16 protein-coding genes and 1 CRISPR repeat array are annotated in these 17,253 nt (G+C 59.9%); of the genes, 8 read left to right on the forward strand and 8 right to left on the reverse strand.

Annotation, left to right across the window (positions count from 1 at the left end; translation table 11 throughout):
• The first annotated feature begins 86 nt into the window (after positions 1-86).
• Together BMZ63_RS07900 and BMZ63_RS07905 are read left to right on the forward strand one after the other, a co-directional pair.
• Entirely contained in the window at positions 87-839 is a 753-nt protein-coding gene (locus BMZ63_RS07900; RefSeq protein WP_091704039.1) for a GNAT family N-acetyltransferase, read from the forward strand.
• 13 nt (positions 840-852) lie between these two features.
• On the forward strand, positions 853-1,674 hold the full coding sequence (locus tag BMZ63_RS07905; RefSeq protein ID WP_177187049.1) for a lysophospholipid acyltransferase family protein: 822 nt from the start codon (positions 853-855) through the stop codon (positions 1,672-1,674).
• Here BMZ63_RS07905 and BMZ63_RS07910 read toward each other — a convergent pair.
• Both BMZ63_RS07910 and BMZ63_RS07915 read right to left on the reverse strand, forming a co-directional pair.
• The gene (locus tag BMZ63_RS07910; protein ID WP_091704042.1) at positions 1,649-2,125 is read right to left on the reverse strand and encodes an FKBP-type peptidyl-prolyl cis-trans isomerase; all 477 of its coding nucleotides are present in this window, start codon (positions 2,123-2,125) and stop codon (positions 1,649-1,651) included. The genes BMZ63_RS07905 and BMZ63_RS07910 overlap by 26 nt on opposite strands.
• 68 nt (positions 2,126-2,193) lie before the next feature.
• Positions 2,194-3,231 carry an NADP(H)-dependent aldo-keto reductase gene (locus tag BMZ63_RS07915; protein ID WP_091704045.1) on the reverse strand — a complete coding sequence of 346 codons (1,038 nt, stop codon included), beginning with the start codon at positions 3,229-3,231 and terminating at the stop codon, positions 2,194-2,196.
• An 87-nt stretch (positions 3,232-3,318) separates the two neighbouring features.
• Between BMZ63_RS07915 and BMZ63_RS07920 the strand changes: the two genes are divergently transcribed.
• Together BMZ63_RS07920 and BMZ63_RS07925 are read left to right on the forward strand one after the other, a co-directional pair.
• Positions 3,319-4,557, forward strand: coding sequence for a glycosyltransferase family 4 protein (locus BMZ63_RS07920; RefSeq protein ID WP_091704048.1), 1,239 nt, complete (start codon positions 3,319-3,321; stop codon positions 4,555-4,557).
• Complete coding sequence (locus BMZ63_RS07925; protein WP_091704051.1) at positions 4,523-5,086, forward strand: phosphatase PAP2 family protein; 564 nt, start codon at positions 4,523-4,525, stop codon at positions 5,084-5,086. Before BMZ63_RS07920 ends, BMZ63_RS07925 begins: the two co-directional genes overlap by 35 nt.
• Here BMZ63_RS07925 and dinB read toward each other — a convergent pair.
• On the reverse strand, positions 5,061-6,137 hold the full coding sequence (gene dinB / locus BMZ63_RS07930) for a DNA polymerase IV (RefSeq protein WP_091704054.1): 1,077 nt from the start codon (positions 6,135-6,137) through the stop codon (positions 5,061-5,063). The two genes, BMZ63_RS07925 and dinB, sit on opposite strands and share 26 nt — an antisense overlap.
• 276 nt (positions 6,138-6,413) lie before the next feature.
• Between dinB and minC the strand changes: the two genes are divergently transcribed.
• From minC to BMZ63_RS07950, 4 genes are all read left to right on the forward strand, one after another.
• Positions 6,414-7,151: a septum site-determining protein MinC gene (minC, locus tag BMZ63_RS07935; protein ID WP_091704057.1), complete on the forward strand. Its 738-nt coding sequence runs from the start codon at positions 6,414-6,416 to the stop codon at positions 7,149-7,151.
• Positions 7,152-7,212: 61 nt separating this feature from the next.
• A complete protein-coding gene (gene minD / locus BMZ63_RS07940) occupies positions 7,213-8,025 on the forward strand; it encodes a septum site-determining protein MinD (RefSeq protein ID WP_091704059.1) in 813 nt (270 codons plus the stop codon).
• A gap of 3 nt (positions 8,026-8,028) precedes the next feature.
• Positions 8,029-8,280 carry a cell division topological specificity factor MinE gene (minE, locus tag BMZ63_RS07945; RefSeq protein WP_091704062.1) on the forward strand — a complete coding sequence of 84 codons (252 nt, stop codon included), beginning with the start codon at positions 8,029-8,031 and terminating at the stop codon, positions 8,278-8,280.
• An 89-nt stretch (positions 8,281-8,369) separates the two neighbouring features.
• Positions 8,370-9,755, forward strand: a complete 1,386-nt coding sequence (locus BMZ63_RS07950; RefSeq protein WP_227663439.1) for a PhoH family protein — start codon at positions 8,370-8,372, stop codon at positions 9,753-9,755.
• A 20-nt stretch (positions 9,756-9,775) separates the two neighbouring features.
• On the opposite strand, the gene BMZ63_RS07955 is transcribed toward BMZ63_RS07950, so the two are convergent.
• From BMZ63_RS07955 to BMZ63_RS07975, 5 genes are all read right to left on the reverse strand, one after another.
• Positions 9,776-11,128 (reverse strand): sigma-54-dependent transcriptional regulator, encoded by a 1,353-nt coding sequence (locus BMZ63_RS07955; RefSeq protein WP_091704067.1) that lies wholly within the window; start codon positions 11,126-11,128, stop codon positions 9,776-9,778.
• Positions 11,125-12,945 carry a sensor histidine kinase gene (locus tag BMZ63_RS07960; RefSeq protein WP_091704070.1) on the reverse strand — a complete coding sequence of 607 codons (1,821 nt, stop codon included), beginning with the start codon at positions 12,943-12,945 and terminating at the stop codon, positions 11,125-11,127. The genes BMZ63_RS07955 and BMZ63_RS07960 overlap by 4 nt, the downstream gene beginning before the upstream one ends.
• A 77-nt stretch (positions 12,946-13,022) precedes the next feature.
• Entirely contained in the window at positions 13,023-15,209 is a 2,187-nt protein-coding gene (locus BMZ63_RS07965) for a TRAP transporter permease (protein ID WP_091704072.1), read from the reverse strand.
• A 94-nt stretch (positions 15,210-15,303) separates the two neighbouring features.
• On the reverse strand, positions 15,304-16,281 hold the full coding sequence (locus BMZ63_RS07970; RefSeq protein ID WP_091704075.1) for a TAXI family TRAP transporter solute-binding subunit: 978 nt from the start codon (positions 16,279-16,281) through the stop codon (positions 15,304-15,306).
• Positions 16,282-16,446: 165 nt separating this feature from the next.
• Entirely contained in the window at positions 16,447-16,728 is a 282-nt protein-coding gene (locus BMZ63_RS07975; RefSeq protein WP_091704077.1) for a type II toxin-antitoxin system MqsA family antitoxin, read from the reverse strand.
• A 190-nt stretch (positions 16,729-16,918) separates the two neighbouring features.
• A CRISPR array of direct repeats spans positions 16,919-17,252; the repeat unit is 29 nt; unit sequence CGGTTCATCCCCGCGAACGCGGGGAACAG.
• Position 17,253: the final 1 nt, after the last annotated feature.

Consider the following 17,253-nt stretch of genomic DNA (forward strand, 5'->3'; position numbering starts at 1 on the left):
GTCACAGACAGGTCACATGCCGGTCACCGGTTTGTCATGGCAGGTTCATAGCCTCGGAGACAAACAGGCAAACCAAAGGCTATGTCATGACCGCACAAACCGCACAGCGACAGCCACGCACCGGCCGTAACCTGCACGCCGGCCTGGCGACCCGACCAGAACAGATCGAGGCGGCACAACGCCTGCGCTATCAGGTTTTTTCCGAGGAATACGGCAGTGACCTGGGTGCGAAAACACCGGGAATTGACGCAGATCACTTTGATGCCGCCTGCGACCACCTGCTGGTCACCGATGTGGACACCGGCGAGCTGGTGGCCACCTCCCGTGTACTGCATCAACGCGCCTGCGGCCAAACAGGCGGTTTCTACTCCGCAGAGGAATTCGATATCCGCACACTGGAGCGGCAACCCGGCACCCTGGCCGAGCTGGGCCGCACCTGCGTGCACCCGGACTACCGTAATGGCGGCACCATCAACCTGCTGTGGGCCAAGCTGGCGGCCTGGCTGACCAGCAATAAGGTGGATTACCTGATGGGCTGCGCCAGCATTTCCATGGCCGACGGCGGCTCAAGGGCCTGGCGCATTGCCCGCACCCTGCAACAGACCCATCTGGCCACGCCCGAGTTCCGGGTGACGCCGCACCGCGCCCTGCCGCACCTGGTGGTTGCCGACAGCTCACGGCAGGAAACCACTCCACCACTGATTCGTGCCTATATGCGCCTGGGTGCGAAGGTCTGTGGCGAGCCCTGCTGGGACCCGGAATTCCGCTGTGCCGACCTGCTGGTACTGCTGGAAGTCAAGCAACTGGCCGGCCGCTATTCGCGGCATTTTCTGAAATAACCTGGAGCGTTTCATGCTGGCCTGGATGAGACTGTCTTTACGGCTGACCGGCTTCCTTGCCGCGCTGGCCATCACCACGGGGGTTGCTGTCACGCTTGCCATTATCAGCCGGGTGGCACGGGTACCGGTGAGCCGCCCACTCTGGGCAGCCCGCTGCTTTCGCCTGTTGAGCGCCTGCCTGGGATGGAAAATTCACGCCTACGGCCAACCGGCAAGCAAGGGGGCGGTACTCCTGGCGGCCAATCACATCAGCTGGGTGGACATTCCGGTGCTGGGGATTCTGACCGGTGCCAGATTCCTGTCAAAGTCCGATGTGAGCCGATGGCCGCTGATCGGATGGCTGGCTCGGGAAGGCGGCACGCTGTTCATTCAACGCGGTGGCGGTCAGACGGGCAATATCCGCCGGGAGATGGCAGCGCACCTGAAGCAGGCCGAACCGGTACTGATCTTCCCGGAGGGTACCACCAGCTGCGGCTTGACGGTCCTGCCCATTTACGGTCGGCTGCTGAACGCGGCGCGGGACGCCAGCGCGGCCATTCAGCCGGTTTCCATCGGTTATCGGCGCAACGGCCAGCCAGACGAGCTGGCACCGTTCATTGGCGATGACACTTTCCTGCGGCATCTGGTGCGACTACTCAAACAGCCACCGGTTTGTGTCGAGGTGATATTTCACACACCGGTGCCCGTTGACTGTCATACACCTGCCCGGGCGCTGACGGCGCAAATCCACCAGACACTCAATGCCGGGCTGGCAGACATTCACGCCCGGCGGCTGGTCAGCTCGAACCTGCCTGCCGGGCCCGGCGGGATCAGAACAGCGGCCGACCCTGGCTGATCTCGTCTTCGGTGGCATCACGCCGGCCGACAATTTCCAGGTCGAAATACAGGGTAAATCCCGCCAGCGGGTGGTTGGCATCCACCCGCACCAGGTTGCCATCGATACCAACCACTTGCACCACCTGGGTTTCATCGCCGGAATTGGTCTGGAACTTCATGCCGACCTGGAGATTCTCCACGCCTTCAAACAGGGACCGTGGAACCTTGCGCACCAGCTCCTCGCGGTACTCGCCATAGGCCATTTCCGGCGGAATGGTCACTTCCAGGCAGTCACCCACGTTGCGGTCTTTCACCGCCTTCTGGATGCCTTCGATAATGTCCGGGGTGCCGTACAGGAAATGCAGCGGCTCGCTGCCTTCGGAGGTGTCCACCAACTCGCCCAGCTTGTTTTTCAGCACATAGTGAACGGTAAAAACCTGTGGTGTTGATTGCTCGTTCTCAGCTTGCATGAATGCTTCCGGATGTTTTGGTCAGAGGAATGAAAACCACCAGTTTACCACGCCCCGCAAGCCCGGGCTTACGGGCAGGGATACGTGAACTCCGCATGAATGGCTTCAATGGCCTCTGTCAGCTCGGGGCTCAACTCCACATCGACCGAACCGATGTTCTCCCGGAGCTGCTCGATGCTGGTCGCACCGATGATATTACTGGTAACAAACTCGCGAGTGTTCACCCAGGCCAGGGCCAGCTGTGCCGGACTCAAGCCGTGCTGTTGGGCAAGCTCGACATAGGCGCGGGTCGCTTCCAGGGCGTGCTCGCCGGTGTATCGGCTGAAGCGCTCGAACAGTGTCAACCGGGCATTTTCCGGCCACTTACCGCCCAGGTACTTGCCGGTGAGCATCCCGAACGCCAGCGGTGAATAAGCCAGCAAACCGGTGGCTTCCCGGTGGGCAAATTCCGCCAGCCCGACCTCGAACGAACGATTCAGCAGGTTGTACGGGTTCTGGATGGATACCACCCGTGGCCAGTTGTTTTCCCTCGCCAGGCGCAGGTATTCCATGGTGCCCCAGGGCGTCTCATTGGACAGCCCCACGTGGCGGATTTTGCCCTCCTGTACCAGTTCGTGCAGAGCGCCCAGGGTTTCCTCAATGGGCGTCATCTGCTCATCCGGATGACACTGATAGCCCAGCTTGCCGAAGAAATTGGCGCTGCGGTCCGGCCAGTGCACCTGGTACAGATCCAGGTAATCGGTTTGCAGGCGCCTGAGGCTGTTTTCGCAGGCTTCGCGAATGTGTTCACGGGTCAACCTGGGGCCACCCCGCAGATAGCCCAGGCCGTTGCCCGGGCCGGCCACCTTAGAGGCAATCACCAGATCATCGCGCCGGCCCCGGCGGGCCAGCCAGTTGCCCAGGTAGGTTTCTGTCAGGCCCTGGGTCTCGGCTTTCGGCGGTACCGGGTACATTTCCGCCGCGTCGATGAAATTGATACCGGCATCAACGGCGTAATCAAGCTGTGCACTGGCTTCCTGTTCGGTATTCTGCTGCCCCCAGGTCATGGTGCCCAGGCCAATCAGGCTGACATCAATGTCGGTGTTCCCCAGTTTCCTCGTTTGCATGTTACCCCCTTGCTCAAACCAAGCACTGTAATAGAAATGTCATAACCCTGTCGCCAAGCTGTCACGGCGCCGCCTCATAGTCATAGCATGACCACAAACCATGCAGGAAGCTCCGTGACAACCGATTCGCCAGCCCCACGGCAACGCCAACACATTACCATTGTTTCCGAGACCTTTGCGCCGGAAATCAATGGCGTTGCCAATACGCTGAAGCACCTTTGCCGGGGCCTGATGCAACGCGGGCACCGGGTAACACTGGTACGCCCGCAGCCGGCCGGGGAACAGTCCGACCGCCTGCCCGCCAGTTTGTGCACGGATGAGCTTCGGACCCGGGGCCTGCCACTGCCCGGGTACAGTGGCCTGCAATTCGGCCTGATCCGGCCGGCACGTTTGCTGCGGCTGTGGCAGGAGCAACGTCCGGATGCCATCTACGTAGCCACCCAGGGGCCGCTGGGCGTGGCGGCTGTGCGGGCCGCCAAAAAACTGGGCATTCCCGTGTGTTCCGGATTTCACACCAATTTCCACCAGTATTCCAGCTACTATGGCCTTGGCACATTACGCTGGCTGCTCTGCCGCTACGGCCGCTGGTTCCACAACCAGACCCGGCTGACACTGGTACCGACCCGAAAAATGCAACACACAGTCCGGCAAATGGGCATTGATAATGCCCGGCTCTGGAGCCGGGGCGTGGACTGCCAGACGTTCACCCCACACAAGCGAAACGCCAGCCTGCGGGAACACTGGGGTGTGGCCGGTAATGAACTGGCCGTCATTTACGTTGGCCGGCTGGCGGCGGAGAAAAATGTGAAACTGGCCGTGGCCTGTTTCGAGCGCATTCGCTGCCTGCACCCCCGGGCCCGCTTCATCCTGGTGGGCGATGGCCCGCTGCGTGAATCCCTTCAGGCCCGCCACCCGGATTATGTGTTCTGCGGCAGCCAGCAGGGCGACGAACTGGCCCGCCACTACGCCAGTGCCGATTTATTCCTGTTTCCCAGCAAAACCGACACGTTTGGCAATGTGGTGCTGGAAGCCATGGCCAGCGGGCTGGGCGTGGTGGCCTTTGATGACGCTGCGGCGGCCGAGCACATCCGCCAGGACGAGAACGGCCAGAAAGCACCACTGACCGACGACGAGGCGTTTATTCTCAACGCCCTGCGCCTGGCCGACCAACCTTCGCTGTTAAGCCGGATGCGCACCCGTGCCCGGCTGGACGCACTGGATCTGACCTGGACCAGCCAGGTGGAGCTATTCGAACAACTGGTACTCAACCAACCGGAGCAAGGGCCTTACCATGCCACCGATGAGCAAAGCGTCTCGATTTTTTGACCGGGCAGACCAGCAGGAGGTTGCCCTGTGCCAGGCAATCAACCGCAGCGTGCGGTTCCGGCCCATACGCGGTTACTTCCGGGTAGCCAGCCGACTGGGCGATGGCTGGTTCTGGTACGCGGTAATCCTGCTGTTACCTCTGCTCGAACCTGAACGCGGCCCCGCTTTCGCCCTGTTAATGACCTTCACCGGCCTCACCTGCACCCTCACCTACAAAACCCTGAAACACCGCCTGATTCGCGAACGTCCCTTTATCTCCTTCCCGGCCATCAACTGCGCCACGCCCCCACTCGATCGCTACAGCTTTCCCTCCGGCCACACCCTGCATGCCGTCTGCTTTCAAACCATGCTGTTTGCCATTTCACCGGCGCTGGCCTGGGGCGTGCTGCCCTTCACACTCTCGGTGGCCGCCTCCCGGGTGGTACTGGGCCTGCACTACCCCACCGATGTGGCCGCCGGCGCGCTGATTGGCGGCGGCATGGGCTGGGCTGCGGTGCAGTTATTCAGTCAAACAATCGCAGCTGGGTAACCGGGGCCTCATCATTGCGAAACCGCACGCCCAGGCCAAGCAGCCGCACCGGGCGGTCTTCCCGGGTGATCAGTTCATCCAGCAAAGGCTGGTAATCGGCCAGCGCCGGCTCGGCCACCGACTCGCGCACCCGCTCCAGGGTATGGGTGGAAAAATCGCTGTAACGGACTTTCACGAACAGCTTGTGGATCGGTTTTTTCTGCGCCTTGCGGGACAGGCGGCGGTTCAGATCATCGAGCAGATCAGGCATCACGCTCTGGCAGGCAGTTTTGTCCGGCAGGTCCCGGGAAAACGTGCGTTCCACGCTGACCGATTTGGCGATGCGGGAAACCACCACCGGCCGCTCATCCCGACCGTGAGCCATTTCATAAAGGCGATAGCCCTGTTTGCCGAACTTCTCAATCAGCACCTCGGCACCCAGTGCCTGGATGTCGCCACAGGTTTTGATCCCTAGCGCATGCAGCTTGCCGGCGGTCACCTGACCGACGCCGGAGAGTTTTTCCACCGGCAGGGCCTGCACGAAATCAGGAACCTGCTCCGGAGTGATCACAAACAGCCCGTCGGGCTTTTGCCAGTCGCTGGCGATCTTGGCGAGGAATTTATTGGGTGCCACGCCGGCAGAAATGGTGATGCCTACCTCTTTCTTGACGCGTTCGCGCAGGTAGCGGGCCATGAGCGTGGCGCTGCCCTTGTGGTCGGTCACTTCGGAGACATCCAGAAAGGCTTCATCGAGTGACAGCGGTTCCACCAGATCGGTCAGTTCCCGCAGGATGGCCATCACCTGTTGCGACGCCGCCCGGTAACGGGGAAAATCGGCCGGCACTGTGACCAGCCCCGGGCACAGCCGGCGGGCTTCGCTGCCGGGCATGGCCGAACGCACACCAAACGCCCGCGCCCGGTAGTTGCAGGTGGTCACCACACCCCGGCCCTGAGCGCCGCCCACGGCCAGAGGCACGTCCCGCAGGGTGGGATCATCACGCATTTCCACGGCGGCGTAGAAGCAGTCGCAGTCTACGTGGATGATTTTGCGCTGGGTTTCTCCAGTATTCATTCGCAAAACCCAGACGTCGGCAAGCCGGCAGGCCTTTCCAAAACACGCTGTGAATACGTCCCTGTAACGCTCGAGCTCCGCCATCCATGGCTCCGCACGGTTTTGGAAAGGCCTGCCGGCTTCCTTCCTGGTTCTCGTTCTTTATAAACATGTATATGCATACAGCCTTGTATCTTAAGCCAACATGCCGAAAATGTCAGGAGTTTCAGCGCCCGGCCCGCCTGTTCATGGCTTTCGGGCCTTCATCAGGTTCCTGATCAGGGGAAAGACCATTTCATGAGCGATACCGCCACCACTGGCGTCAGCCAGAGCTTCCAGCTGAAAAGCGCCAGCGTGTCACTGACCGCCCTCGAGCTTTACTATTTCGACAGCCAGGAATTCGAAAACAACCTGCGCGAAAAGATCAGCCAGGCGCCAGGCTTTTTCAAGGATATCCCCCTGGTCATCAGCCTGGAGAAGTACCAGGGCCTGGACAGCGAGCTGGACTTTTTCAGCATGATCGGTACCTGCCGGCGTTACAACATTCATGTAATTGGCATTCGCGCCGCCAACGACGATCAGCGTCGGCTGGCCCGTGGCGCCGAGCTGGCCATTCTGCCCGGTTCAAGCGTACGGGAAAGCAAACCCGAGCCGGTCAAGGCGGAGAATGACTATGCCGCCCCCACCCTGGCTCAGCCCGCACCGGTTAAGGTGATTACCCAGCCGGTAAGGTCGGGCCAGCAGATCAGTGCGCCGGAAGGCGATCTGGTCATCCTGGCGCCAGTGCAGGCCGGAGCCGAAGTGCTGGCCGCCGGTAGCATTCACATCTATGGCCCCCTGCGTGGGCGGGCGCTGGCGGGCATTCACGGGTGTGAAGGCGCGCGGGTATTTTGCCAATCACTGGAAGCAGAGCTTGTGTCCATTGCCGGACACTATAAAATCTCCGAAGATCTTCAGGAAAGCGGCTGGAAAAGCGCCGTGCACATCCAGCTCAAGGATGACCTGCTGGTGGTAACGCCACTGGACAAGGCCTGATGTTGTACAGCCAACAACATCTGAAGATACGACGAACCCACCGCAAAACAGGAATTTAACCTTGGCTAGAATCATTGTCGTAACCTCGGGTAAAGGCGGCGTTGGCAAAACCACCACCAGCGCCTCAATCAGCACCGGCCTGGCCAAACACGGTCACAAAACCGTGGTGGTGGATTTTGACGTGGGCCTGCGCAATCTGGACCTGATCATGAACTGCGAACGGCGGGTAGTGTACGACTTCGTCAACGTGATTCAGGGCGAAGCCACCCTCAACCAGGCGCTGATCAAGGACAAGCGGGTAGACGGCCTCTACATCCTGCCGGCCTCGCAAACCCGGGAGAAAGAAGCGCTCACCAAAGAAGGTGTGGAGCGTGTGATCAACGAGCTGTCTGAAACCTTCGATTACATTGTCTGTGACTCACCGGCCGGCATTGAACACGGTGCCCTCATGGCCCTGTACCACGCGGACGAGGCCATTGTGGTGACCAACCCGGAAGTGTCTTCGGTACGGGACTCCGACCGCATTCTGGGCATCATGCAGAGCAAATCCCGCCGGGCGGAAAAAGGCGAAGACCCGGTGAAAGAGCACCTGCTGCTGACCCGCTACAACCCGGAGCGGGTCGACAAGGGCGAGATGCTGTCGGTGCAGGATGTGGAAGAAATTCTGGCCATCCCGTTGCTGGGCGTGATCCCGGAGAGCCAGGTGGTGCTGAACGCCTCCAACCAGGGCCTGCCGGTGATTCTGGAGGAAGACAGCGACGCCGGCCAGGCTTACGAAGACGCGGTCGCCCGCCTACTGGGCGAGGACCGCGAACATCGTTTCCTGACTGCCCAGAAGAAAGGCTTCTTCAGCCGCATGTTCAAAGGGGGCTGAGGCATGAGTTTTCTCAACTACTTCAAGAGTAAAAAGCCCAAATCCGCCAGCGTGGCCAAGGAGCGCCTGCAGATTATCGTGGCCCACGAGCGCGGCCAGCGCGCGCAGCCCGATTACCTGCCCCAGCTGCAACAGGAACTGGTGGAGGTGATCCGCAAATACGTGCAGATCAGCGACGACATGGTGCAGGTGGATGTCGACCGTAACGACCACTGCTCGGTACTGGAGCTGAATGTCACACTCCCGGAAAAATAACCCGGTAAGGTGACCACAGGGATGACCGCGAGCCAGGGAATGGCTAAGCTTTCAAATAACAGCCCGAAGGGAAAGAGGTAGCGCCGCCAATGCCAAGAGCACCGCAAGCTCGCCGTAAGATGTATGTCCTCGACACCAACGTCCTGATCCACGACCCGAACGCCCTCCTGAATTTTGAAGAACACGAAGTCATCATCCCGATGACGGTACTGGAAGAACTCGATAGCCTGAAATCCGGCAAACAGGCGGTGGCCGCCGACTGCCGCCAGGCCATCCGCACCATCGACCGGCTACTGGGTGACGCCACGCCGGGGGAAATCGAGAAGGGCGTACCCATTCTGCGGGGCCAGAAAGCCGAACCGCTGGGCACCTTGTCGATCATCATGAGCACCGAGCACACCGGCAACCACTCGCTGCCCGAGCACCTGAACGACAACAAGATCATCAACACCCTGGCGGCCCTGCAGAACCGGCACAAGTCCCGGGATATCATCCTGGTCAGTAAAGACATCAACATGCGCCTGAAAGCCCGTGGCTTTGGCGTGGAAGCCCAGGATTACCACAACGACCAGTTGCTGGATGACATTGACCTGCTGCCGAAGGGCTACAAGGAGTTCCCGGGCTCTTTCTGGGACGGCATGGATAAAGTGCAAACCCTGCAGCGCGAGGGCGTAACCGAGCACCTGCTCAAACGCGAAGGTGAACTGGCCAAGCTGAACATCAACGAATTCGTGCTGGACGAGCAGGGCTTTATTGGCCAGGTCAGCGATGTATCCGAAGACCAGCTGGTGATCAAGGACCTGCACCAGCACGATCTGATGAACACCGAAATCTGGGGCCTGATGCCGCGAGACATCTACCAGGCCATGGCTCTGCACCTGCTGATGGACCCGGACATTCACCTGATCAACCTGACCGGCTCCGCCGGCTCGGGCAAGACCATCCTGGCACTGGCGGCCTGTATCGAAATGACCGTGGCCAGCAAGGCCTACAAGCGCATCATCGCCACCCGCTCAACCCAGGGTCTGGACGAAGACATCGGCTTTTTGCCGGGCACCGAATCCGAGAAAATGGAGCCCTGGCTGGGTGCCATCGTCGACAACCTCGAGGCCCTGCACGAAGACGACGAGAACATGACCGCCAGCGTGGATTACATCCTCAGCAAGGTGCCGCTGCACTTCAAATCCATGAACTATCTGCGCGGGCGCAGTTTCCAGCACACCCTGCTGATTATCGACGAATGCCAGAACCTGACCCCGCACCAGGTGAAAACCATCATCACCCGCGCCGGCACCGGCTCCAAGGTGATCTGCCTGGGCAACCTGGCACAGATAGACACCCCCTACCTGGGGCCGCTGAGCTCAGGGCTGACCTACATGACCGAACGCTTCAAAGGCTTCCAGCACGGTGGTCACATTCACCTGCAGGGTGTGCCCAGGTCGATTCTGGCGGAGTATGCCGAAGCCAACCTGTAAGGTAATGTCTCCGGACAGGCTCAGTCCTTAAACTGAGCCTTGTCCAACCCATGCTTTTTCATCTTGTCGTACAGTGTCTTGCGGGCAATGCCCAGCTGCACCATGGTGTCCTTGATGCTGCCCTGGCAGGCGTTGAGGGCGCTGGTGATGGCGGAGCGCTCGAAGCTGTCCATCATTTCCGAAAGGGTCTGGCGGCTGTTGATGCTTTCGCAGTCGGTACTTCCCCCTTCTTCCAGCGCGGCGGGGCCGAGTAGCACGTAGCGTTCGGCCAGGTTACGCAGCTCCCGCACATTGCCCGGCCAGGGGCGCTCCATCAGCAGGCTGGCCTGGGCCGCGTCCAGCGGCACGCTTTCCCGGTCATAGCGGGCGGCGGCCACCAGCACGAAGTGATGGAACAGCAGAGGAATGTCTTCCTTGCGTTCACGAAGTGGCGGAATATCCACTTTTACCACGTTCAGGCGGTAATACAGGTCCGCCCGGAACTCGCCCTCATCACTGAGCTTTTTCAGGTCGGCCTTGGTGGCAGCGATAATGCGCACGTCCACCTCACGGACCTCGTTACTGCCCAGGCGCTCCACTTTCTGCTCTTCCAGTACCCGCAGCAGTTTGATCTGCAACGACAGCGGCATGCTTTCCACTTCGTCCAGGAATAAAGTGCCTTGGTGGGCGTGCTCGATTTTGCCGATGCGGCGCTTTTCGGCCCCGGTAAAGGCGCCTGGCTCATGGCCGAACAGTTCGCTTTCGATCAGGTTTTCCGGCACCGCGCCGCAATTAATCGCCACGAAATTGTGCGCGCTGCGCGGGCTGCTTTCATGAATGTAACGGGCCAGTGCGTCCTTGCCCGAGCCGGTTTCACCATGCAGAAGGATGTTGGCGGAAATATCCAGCACCGAATGCACCGTGGCCATCATCTTCTGCATGGGCAGCGATTCCCCAAAAATGCGGGGGCCGGGACGGGCCATTTGCCGCAATTGGGCTTTCAGCCTCCGGTTTTCCAGTGCCAGATGGCGCTTTTCCAGGGCGTGGCGCAACAGCTCGATCAGCTCGTCATGATCAAACGGCTTTTCGATGAAATCGTAGGCGCCCTTCTGCATGGCCGACACCGCCGTGCTGATATCGCCCTGCCCGGTCAGGATGATCACCGGAATGCTGTCATCCACCGCCTGAACCCGCTCCAGCAACTCCAGGCCATCCATGCCCGGCATGTTGTAATCGCACAGCACAATACCGGGGTAATCCGGTGTGACGGCTTTAAGGGCCGAAGCGCCGTTTTCATAGCAGGCAACCGGCAGATCCTCGAGCGTCAGGCTTTGGGACAGCGCCTGCAAAATGTGGGCATCGTCGTCGACAAAAATTACCGATGGCTGGGTCATTGCTCGGCTTCCTTTTTGGGCAAAGTCAGTACGAATTCCGCGCCGGGCCCGTCTGTACGGTTGTGGCCGGTCAGGGTGCCGCCCAGGGCATCCACAATCTGCCGGGAAATCGACAGCCCCAGACCCAGCCCCTGCTTCACCGACTTGGTGGTGAAAAACGGCTCGAACAGCTGTTCCGTGTTAGCCGGCAGCCCCGGGCCATTGTCCCGGACCGAACAGCGCCAATGGCCGTCGCAGGCCCGGATATCCAGGGTAATTGCCGGCTCCGGCTGGCCTTCCAGGGCATGCACAGCATTGGCCAGCAGGTTGATCAGCACCTGTTCCACACGAATCAGATCACCGTGGCACCACACCGGCTGTTCCGGCCGCTGCCAGTCAATACGAATGCCCTCACTGCTCTTCTGGGCGGTAATGATCTTCAGAGCCCCGTCCACGGACTGACGCAGGTCCACCAGCGTGGGCGGCCCCTCGGACTTTCGGGCAAACACCTTGAACTGACGGGTCAGCTCAGCCATTTTGTCGCACAGCAGCACGATTTCCGACAGGTTGGCATCCACCATGTCGGTGGCGCCTTTTTCCAGGAATTTCCGGCTGTTGCGGGCATAGGTCTGAATGGCTGTCAGTGGCTGGTTCATTTCATGGTTCAGCCCCGCCGACATCTGTCCCAGCACGGCCAGCTTGGCAGCCTGCACCAGCTCCTGCTGGGTGTCCCTCAGCTCTCGCTGGGCTCTTTCCTTCTCCTCGATTTCCGCCAGCAGCTGGCGGTTCGAGCTTTCCAGGTCCCGGGTACGTTCGGCCACGCTCTGCTCGAGCTGTTCGCCCCGGAAGGCCAGCTCGGCCTCACGCCGATAACGTTCACGCAGGTACAGCCAGGCCAGCAAGGCAGCCACGTACAGCGCCGCGCCGCCCAGCATGAATCCCACCCGCGAGACCAGCACCGGCGCGGTGGACACCATCACTCGCAGCGTCCAGTCCAGCCTTGGCAACGGGGTTTCGATGCTCAGGTAATCATTCTGTTGACGCCCCTCGCTCTGGGGAATCGCCATCCTCTCCGATTTTTCGGACAACCCCCAGGGGCGGCCCTGAGGCACAATATCCATGGGCCGCAATTCCCGGTCCGGATAGCGCTGGCGTGCCTCCAGCGGCACCGCGCCATTGCGACCGCCAGAAAAATCCCGGTACAGCCAGTCTTCCCGGCTGGCCAGAAAGCTGATACCGGCGTTGTCCAGCACCACCATTTCCGCGTCACTCAACGCCGCCGGCCGGTGCCACTGGGACTCCAGCTCGTGTACCAGCACCTTTACCGAGATGACTCCCACCAGTTCGCCGCTTCCGGCACGCACCGGGTGGGAAAAATACAGGCCACGCTCATTCGACATTAACCCCAGGGCAAAATAGAGGGCCGAATCGCCGGTGGCCATAGCCTCGTAGAAATAGGGACGGAAATCGAAGCGCCGGCCAACAAAACTGTCCGGCTCCTGATAGTTGTTGGCGGCAATGGTCAGGCCCCGGGCGTTCATCAGGTAAACATCGGAACTGCCGACAATCGTGGCCATTCGCTGCATTTCCTGATTGGCGGCCAGAATCAGCTCGGGATCGTCAGGGTTCAGCAGCACCTGCTCCATAACGGGGTGCTCGGCCATCAATTCCGGGATGGGGAGGTACCGGTTCAGCTCGTTCGCCACCAGCTGCCGGTACCGGAAGGATTCTTCCAGGGTTTCCTGCTCTACCTGCGAGTAGCCTGCCCAACCGCCCAGCACCCAGGACAGCGCCAGGGTGAGGACAAACAGCAGGACAGCAACCATTCTCGAAGACATCGCACATGTTCCCGGAAAATGCGCTAGCCTAGCGCTCCGGGCAAACCGACACAAGCCGGCCTGCCCGGGCTTAGGTATCAGGCTTGCGAGGGCGCCAGCCTTGCCCGGCGCTGACGCTGGAGCAAGAAGGCCAGCACAGCGGCGCCAATACCGGCGCCATCGGTGATCAAGCCACCTTCAATCATCAGCAGCGCGGCAACGATCAGCAGGATGCGTACCGGCCAGGCGGCCTGCACCTTAAACATCCAGCCCATCACCCCGCCAGACAGCAGGTAGACACCGAAAGTGGCGGTAACCAGCGCGCGTGCAATCTCAAACCAGCTGCCTTCCATCAAAAGCGCGCTGTTGTAGAAGAACATGAACGGCACGATGAACGCCGCGATACCAATGCGGAACGAGGCCACCGAGGTGGACATGGCGTTGGCACCGGAAATACCCGCCGCCGCATAGGAAGCCAAGGCCACCGGCGGAGTAATGGCAGAGACCACCGCAAAGTAGAACACGAAGAAGTGGGCGGTCAACGGCTCAATGCCCAGCTGCACCAGACCCGGCGCCACGACCGAGGCGGCCACCGCGTAGGCTGCGGTTGTCGGCATGCCCATGCCCAGCAGAATGGAAATAAACATGGCGAACACCAGCGCCAGCAGATGACTGGCCTGGGCCACATCCAGCAGCAGCACGGAGAAGCGCGCTCCCACGCCCGTGAGTGAGATCACACCCACGATGATACCAGCGGCGGCACACACCACGATGATCTGGATAGCCATGATGGCGGCAATATCCAACGCCTGCAAAATCTGACGAATGCCCATCTTGTTGGGCGACAGCCAGCTCACCACAGCGGCAGACACGGTGGCCAGGGTACCGGCGCGGATCACTGAATAGCCCTGGAACAGTGCCACAATCAGGATAATGATGGGAATGAACAGGTACACCTGCTTAATCAGAACCTTGAGCTTGGGCAGCTCGTCATCACGCATACCGCGCATGCCGGTTTTCGCCGCCTCGAAATCCACCATGAAGTAGACAGAGGCGAAGTACAGGATGGCCGGAATAATCGCGGCAATGGCAATCTCGGTATAGGGAATACCGGTGATTTCCGCCATGATGAAGGCGCCGGCACCCATGATCGGCGGCATAATCTGCCCACCGGTGGAGGCGGCCGCTTCTACCGCACCGGCGGAGGTTTTCTTGTAACCCACTTTCTTCATCAGCGGGATGGTCAGAGAACCGGTGGACACCACGTTACCGGCACTGGTGCCGTTGATCATGCCCATCAGGCCGGAGGCGAAAATCGACACCTTGGCCGGACCACCACGGGAACGACCGGCGGCGGCAAAGGCGAAGTTCACAAAATAGTCACCCACCTTCGAGGCCTGCAGGAAAGCCGCAAAAATGATGAACAGGATAATATAGGTAGAGGACACCGCCGTGGTTGGCCCCAGGATACCGGCATCGGTATACACCTGGCTGAAGAAACGCTGCACCGACAGCCCCGGATAGCCCAGGAAGCCCGGCAGGTAGGGGCCGGCAAACACATACACCAGAAAGATAACGGCAATGACCACCAGCGACATGCCCGCCACCCGGCGAGTCATCTCGAGAATCAGCGCGCTGCCGGCCACGGCCGCAAAGGAAATGCCCACAGGCGCAAAAGAGGTACCGGTAGACATGCGCACCGGCGTGTTAAAAATCACCAACAAGTAAAAAGCGACAGCGGCAGAACACACCATCAACACCAGATCCGGCACGCTAAAACGGGCGCGGTCGCGCTGATGGAACCAGGACAGCACAATACCCAGGGTAGTGGCAGCCAACAGCGGCCAGCCGTAGTGCCAGGTTTCCAGCTCCGGGGCAATGCGCATGGCACCGCCATTGACCATCTGCAGAAACGCGAACCCCTGGTACAGCGCATAAAGGGCTGGAAAAAGCGCAACGCCCGCGAGCCAGGTTGTCCAACGGTGCCGCACCCATCCTTCCTCGGCGGTTGCAAACCGGGCGCCGGCGTACAGCGTAAAGCCGAGAATCAAGGCGCCGGCCACGTGCACAATGCGGAAAGACCAGGTTTCCAGGGGCGCAATGTTCAGCGTGTAAAGGTGGAAAACGGAATAGCCAATGGTCAGAAGCGTGACCAGCTTCAACAGCCAGCCCTCAAACAACCGGCGATTGGCCTCGACCGGCTCTTCATCCACGTCATGGGCCAGGATGTGGTTTTCGTCCTCGGTTACCCGGGGCTCGTGTTGGATTTCGTGTTCAGTAGACATGTTGCAACCTGCTAGCGGAAAAGCCCTGCCGGCACAGACCGGCGGAGTGCAGAGGCCGCCCGCAGGCGGCCTCCTTTACGCGATCACACAATGATCAGTTGTGGATCTGGTCTTCCGGAATTTCGTAACCGTTTTCGTTGAACCAGCGCGCTGCGCCCGGATGCCAGGGCAGAACGGTGTTCTTGTCGTAGTTTTCCGGAACAGACGTGGTCGCCGCTTTGTGAATGGAGACCATCTTGTCGTTGTTCTCCATGGTCAGCTTGACCATCTCATAAACCAGACTTTCAGAGACGTCGCAATTGGCCATGGCGAAGTTCCACATGGACACCACACGCGACGGCTCTTCCAGTGACTGGTAAGTGCTGGCCGGAATAATGAACTCAGATACCGGGAAGTTATTGATCACCTTCTCGGCCTCTTCATCGTTCATGCCGATGATGTTCACATCGGTCTGGACTTCCAGCTGGCTCACCGCGGGAATGGGGATACCGGCAGCGAAGGCCACCACATCAATCAGACCATCCTGCAACTGACCACCCAGATCAGACCAGCTGCCGTTGCGGCGCTCGAAGTCCACACCCAGGGTTTCCATCATGCGCGGGAAGTAAGTATCGGAGGTGGAACCAGCCGGACCGAAGCCGATGGTGGCGCCATCCGGAATGTCGGAAATGGACTCAATGCCAGAGCTGCTCAGGGCGGTAATGGAGAACGGTGTCTGGTACATGGGGAACATGGCACACACATTGTCCATCTTCATACCCGGTGCCAGCGGGCTATTGCCCTCGCGCGACTCACGGGCCGGGCCCATGGTGGTCAGACCAAACTTGAGGTCACCGGTGTGTACCAGTGCCATATTCTGCATTGGACCGCCAGTGATTTCGGCACCGCCGGAAATGTCCAGGTTCTCAGCCATGAAGTTGGCCCAGCCGGAACCGTAAGCGAAATAAGTACCGCCCTGGCTGGCAGTGCCCACGGTAAAGTTGCCCGGCCAGTCAGACCGGTCCTGCGCCATCACCGGGCTGGCGATAACAGTAGAGGCAACGGCCGCTGCCACAATGGTTTTGAGTGTCATAGAAGTGTGCTCCCATGTGATTTTGGTTGTCGGGTGCTCAACGCAACCGCCTTGAGACGGCTTGCACCAATATCAGCAAGGAGCGGGCCAGCTTCGGGAACTACTGACAGAACAGTTACTTACTTTTGAGCGGGCAAGGAAGCGAGGGGGATTTTGGGTGGAAGCTCACCCATTCCAAGAGGAATTTGGGTAGAGGTAGTGACACAGGTATTGCTGACTGAAATTTTGGTTAGTGGTGGAGCTGTCAGGTTTAGTAATGCTACTCGATGCTTTATCAGCCATAGCCAAAACCTTACCGGCCACATCTTCGGAGAGATAATACTCATGGCACTGCTCACAGATATGCGCAGGAATGCCATTAATGCTAACAGTATAGTCTCCACGGGTCAGGGTGACAGTGGTTGTATCCGGATACATCTGGCCGTGACTACAGAAGAGACAGTTCATGGTGTCCCCTATTTTTATGGCATTCCATGGTTTGAAGGAGGGATGCTATAAAAGTTATCAGAACGCACGCATTACATACAGCTCCGATACAGGTCGCTAATACCCTCACGGCTGTTGGGCTTACGAAAGCAGTGGTTAGAGCGGCGTGTGCCTCAAGGAAAGGCTACGCAGAGCAAGCCGCTCAGATAAACAGTTCATCCCCGCGAACGCGGGGAACAGGGTATGGAGGACTGGGAGACGTTTAAGGAGGACGGTTCATCCCCGCGAACGCGGGGAACAGTACAGCAACGGATACGCACCGACCAGCGAGCGCGGTTCATCCCCGCGAACGCGGGGAACAGTTCTTCCGTAGGTCTGAAAGGTGGTATTGGCCCGGTTCATCCCCGCGAACGCGGGGAACAGGCTGTGCTCAATCCGGCAATGGGCTTTTGCTTCGGTTCATCCCCGCGAACGCGGGGAACAGCCTCGAGGAAGCACTGGACCGGAAGATCCTCACGGTTCATCCCCGCGAACGCGGGGAACAGG

Origin of the sequence: Marinobacter persicus (genome assembly GCF_900114155.1) — a bacterium.
Taxonomy (GTDB): Bacteria; Pseudomonadota; Gammaproteobacteria; order Pseudomonadales; family Oleiphilaceae; genus Marinobacter; species Marinobacter persicus.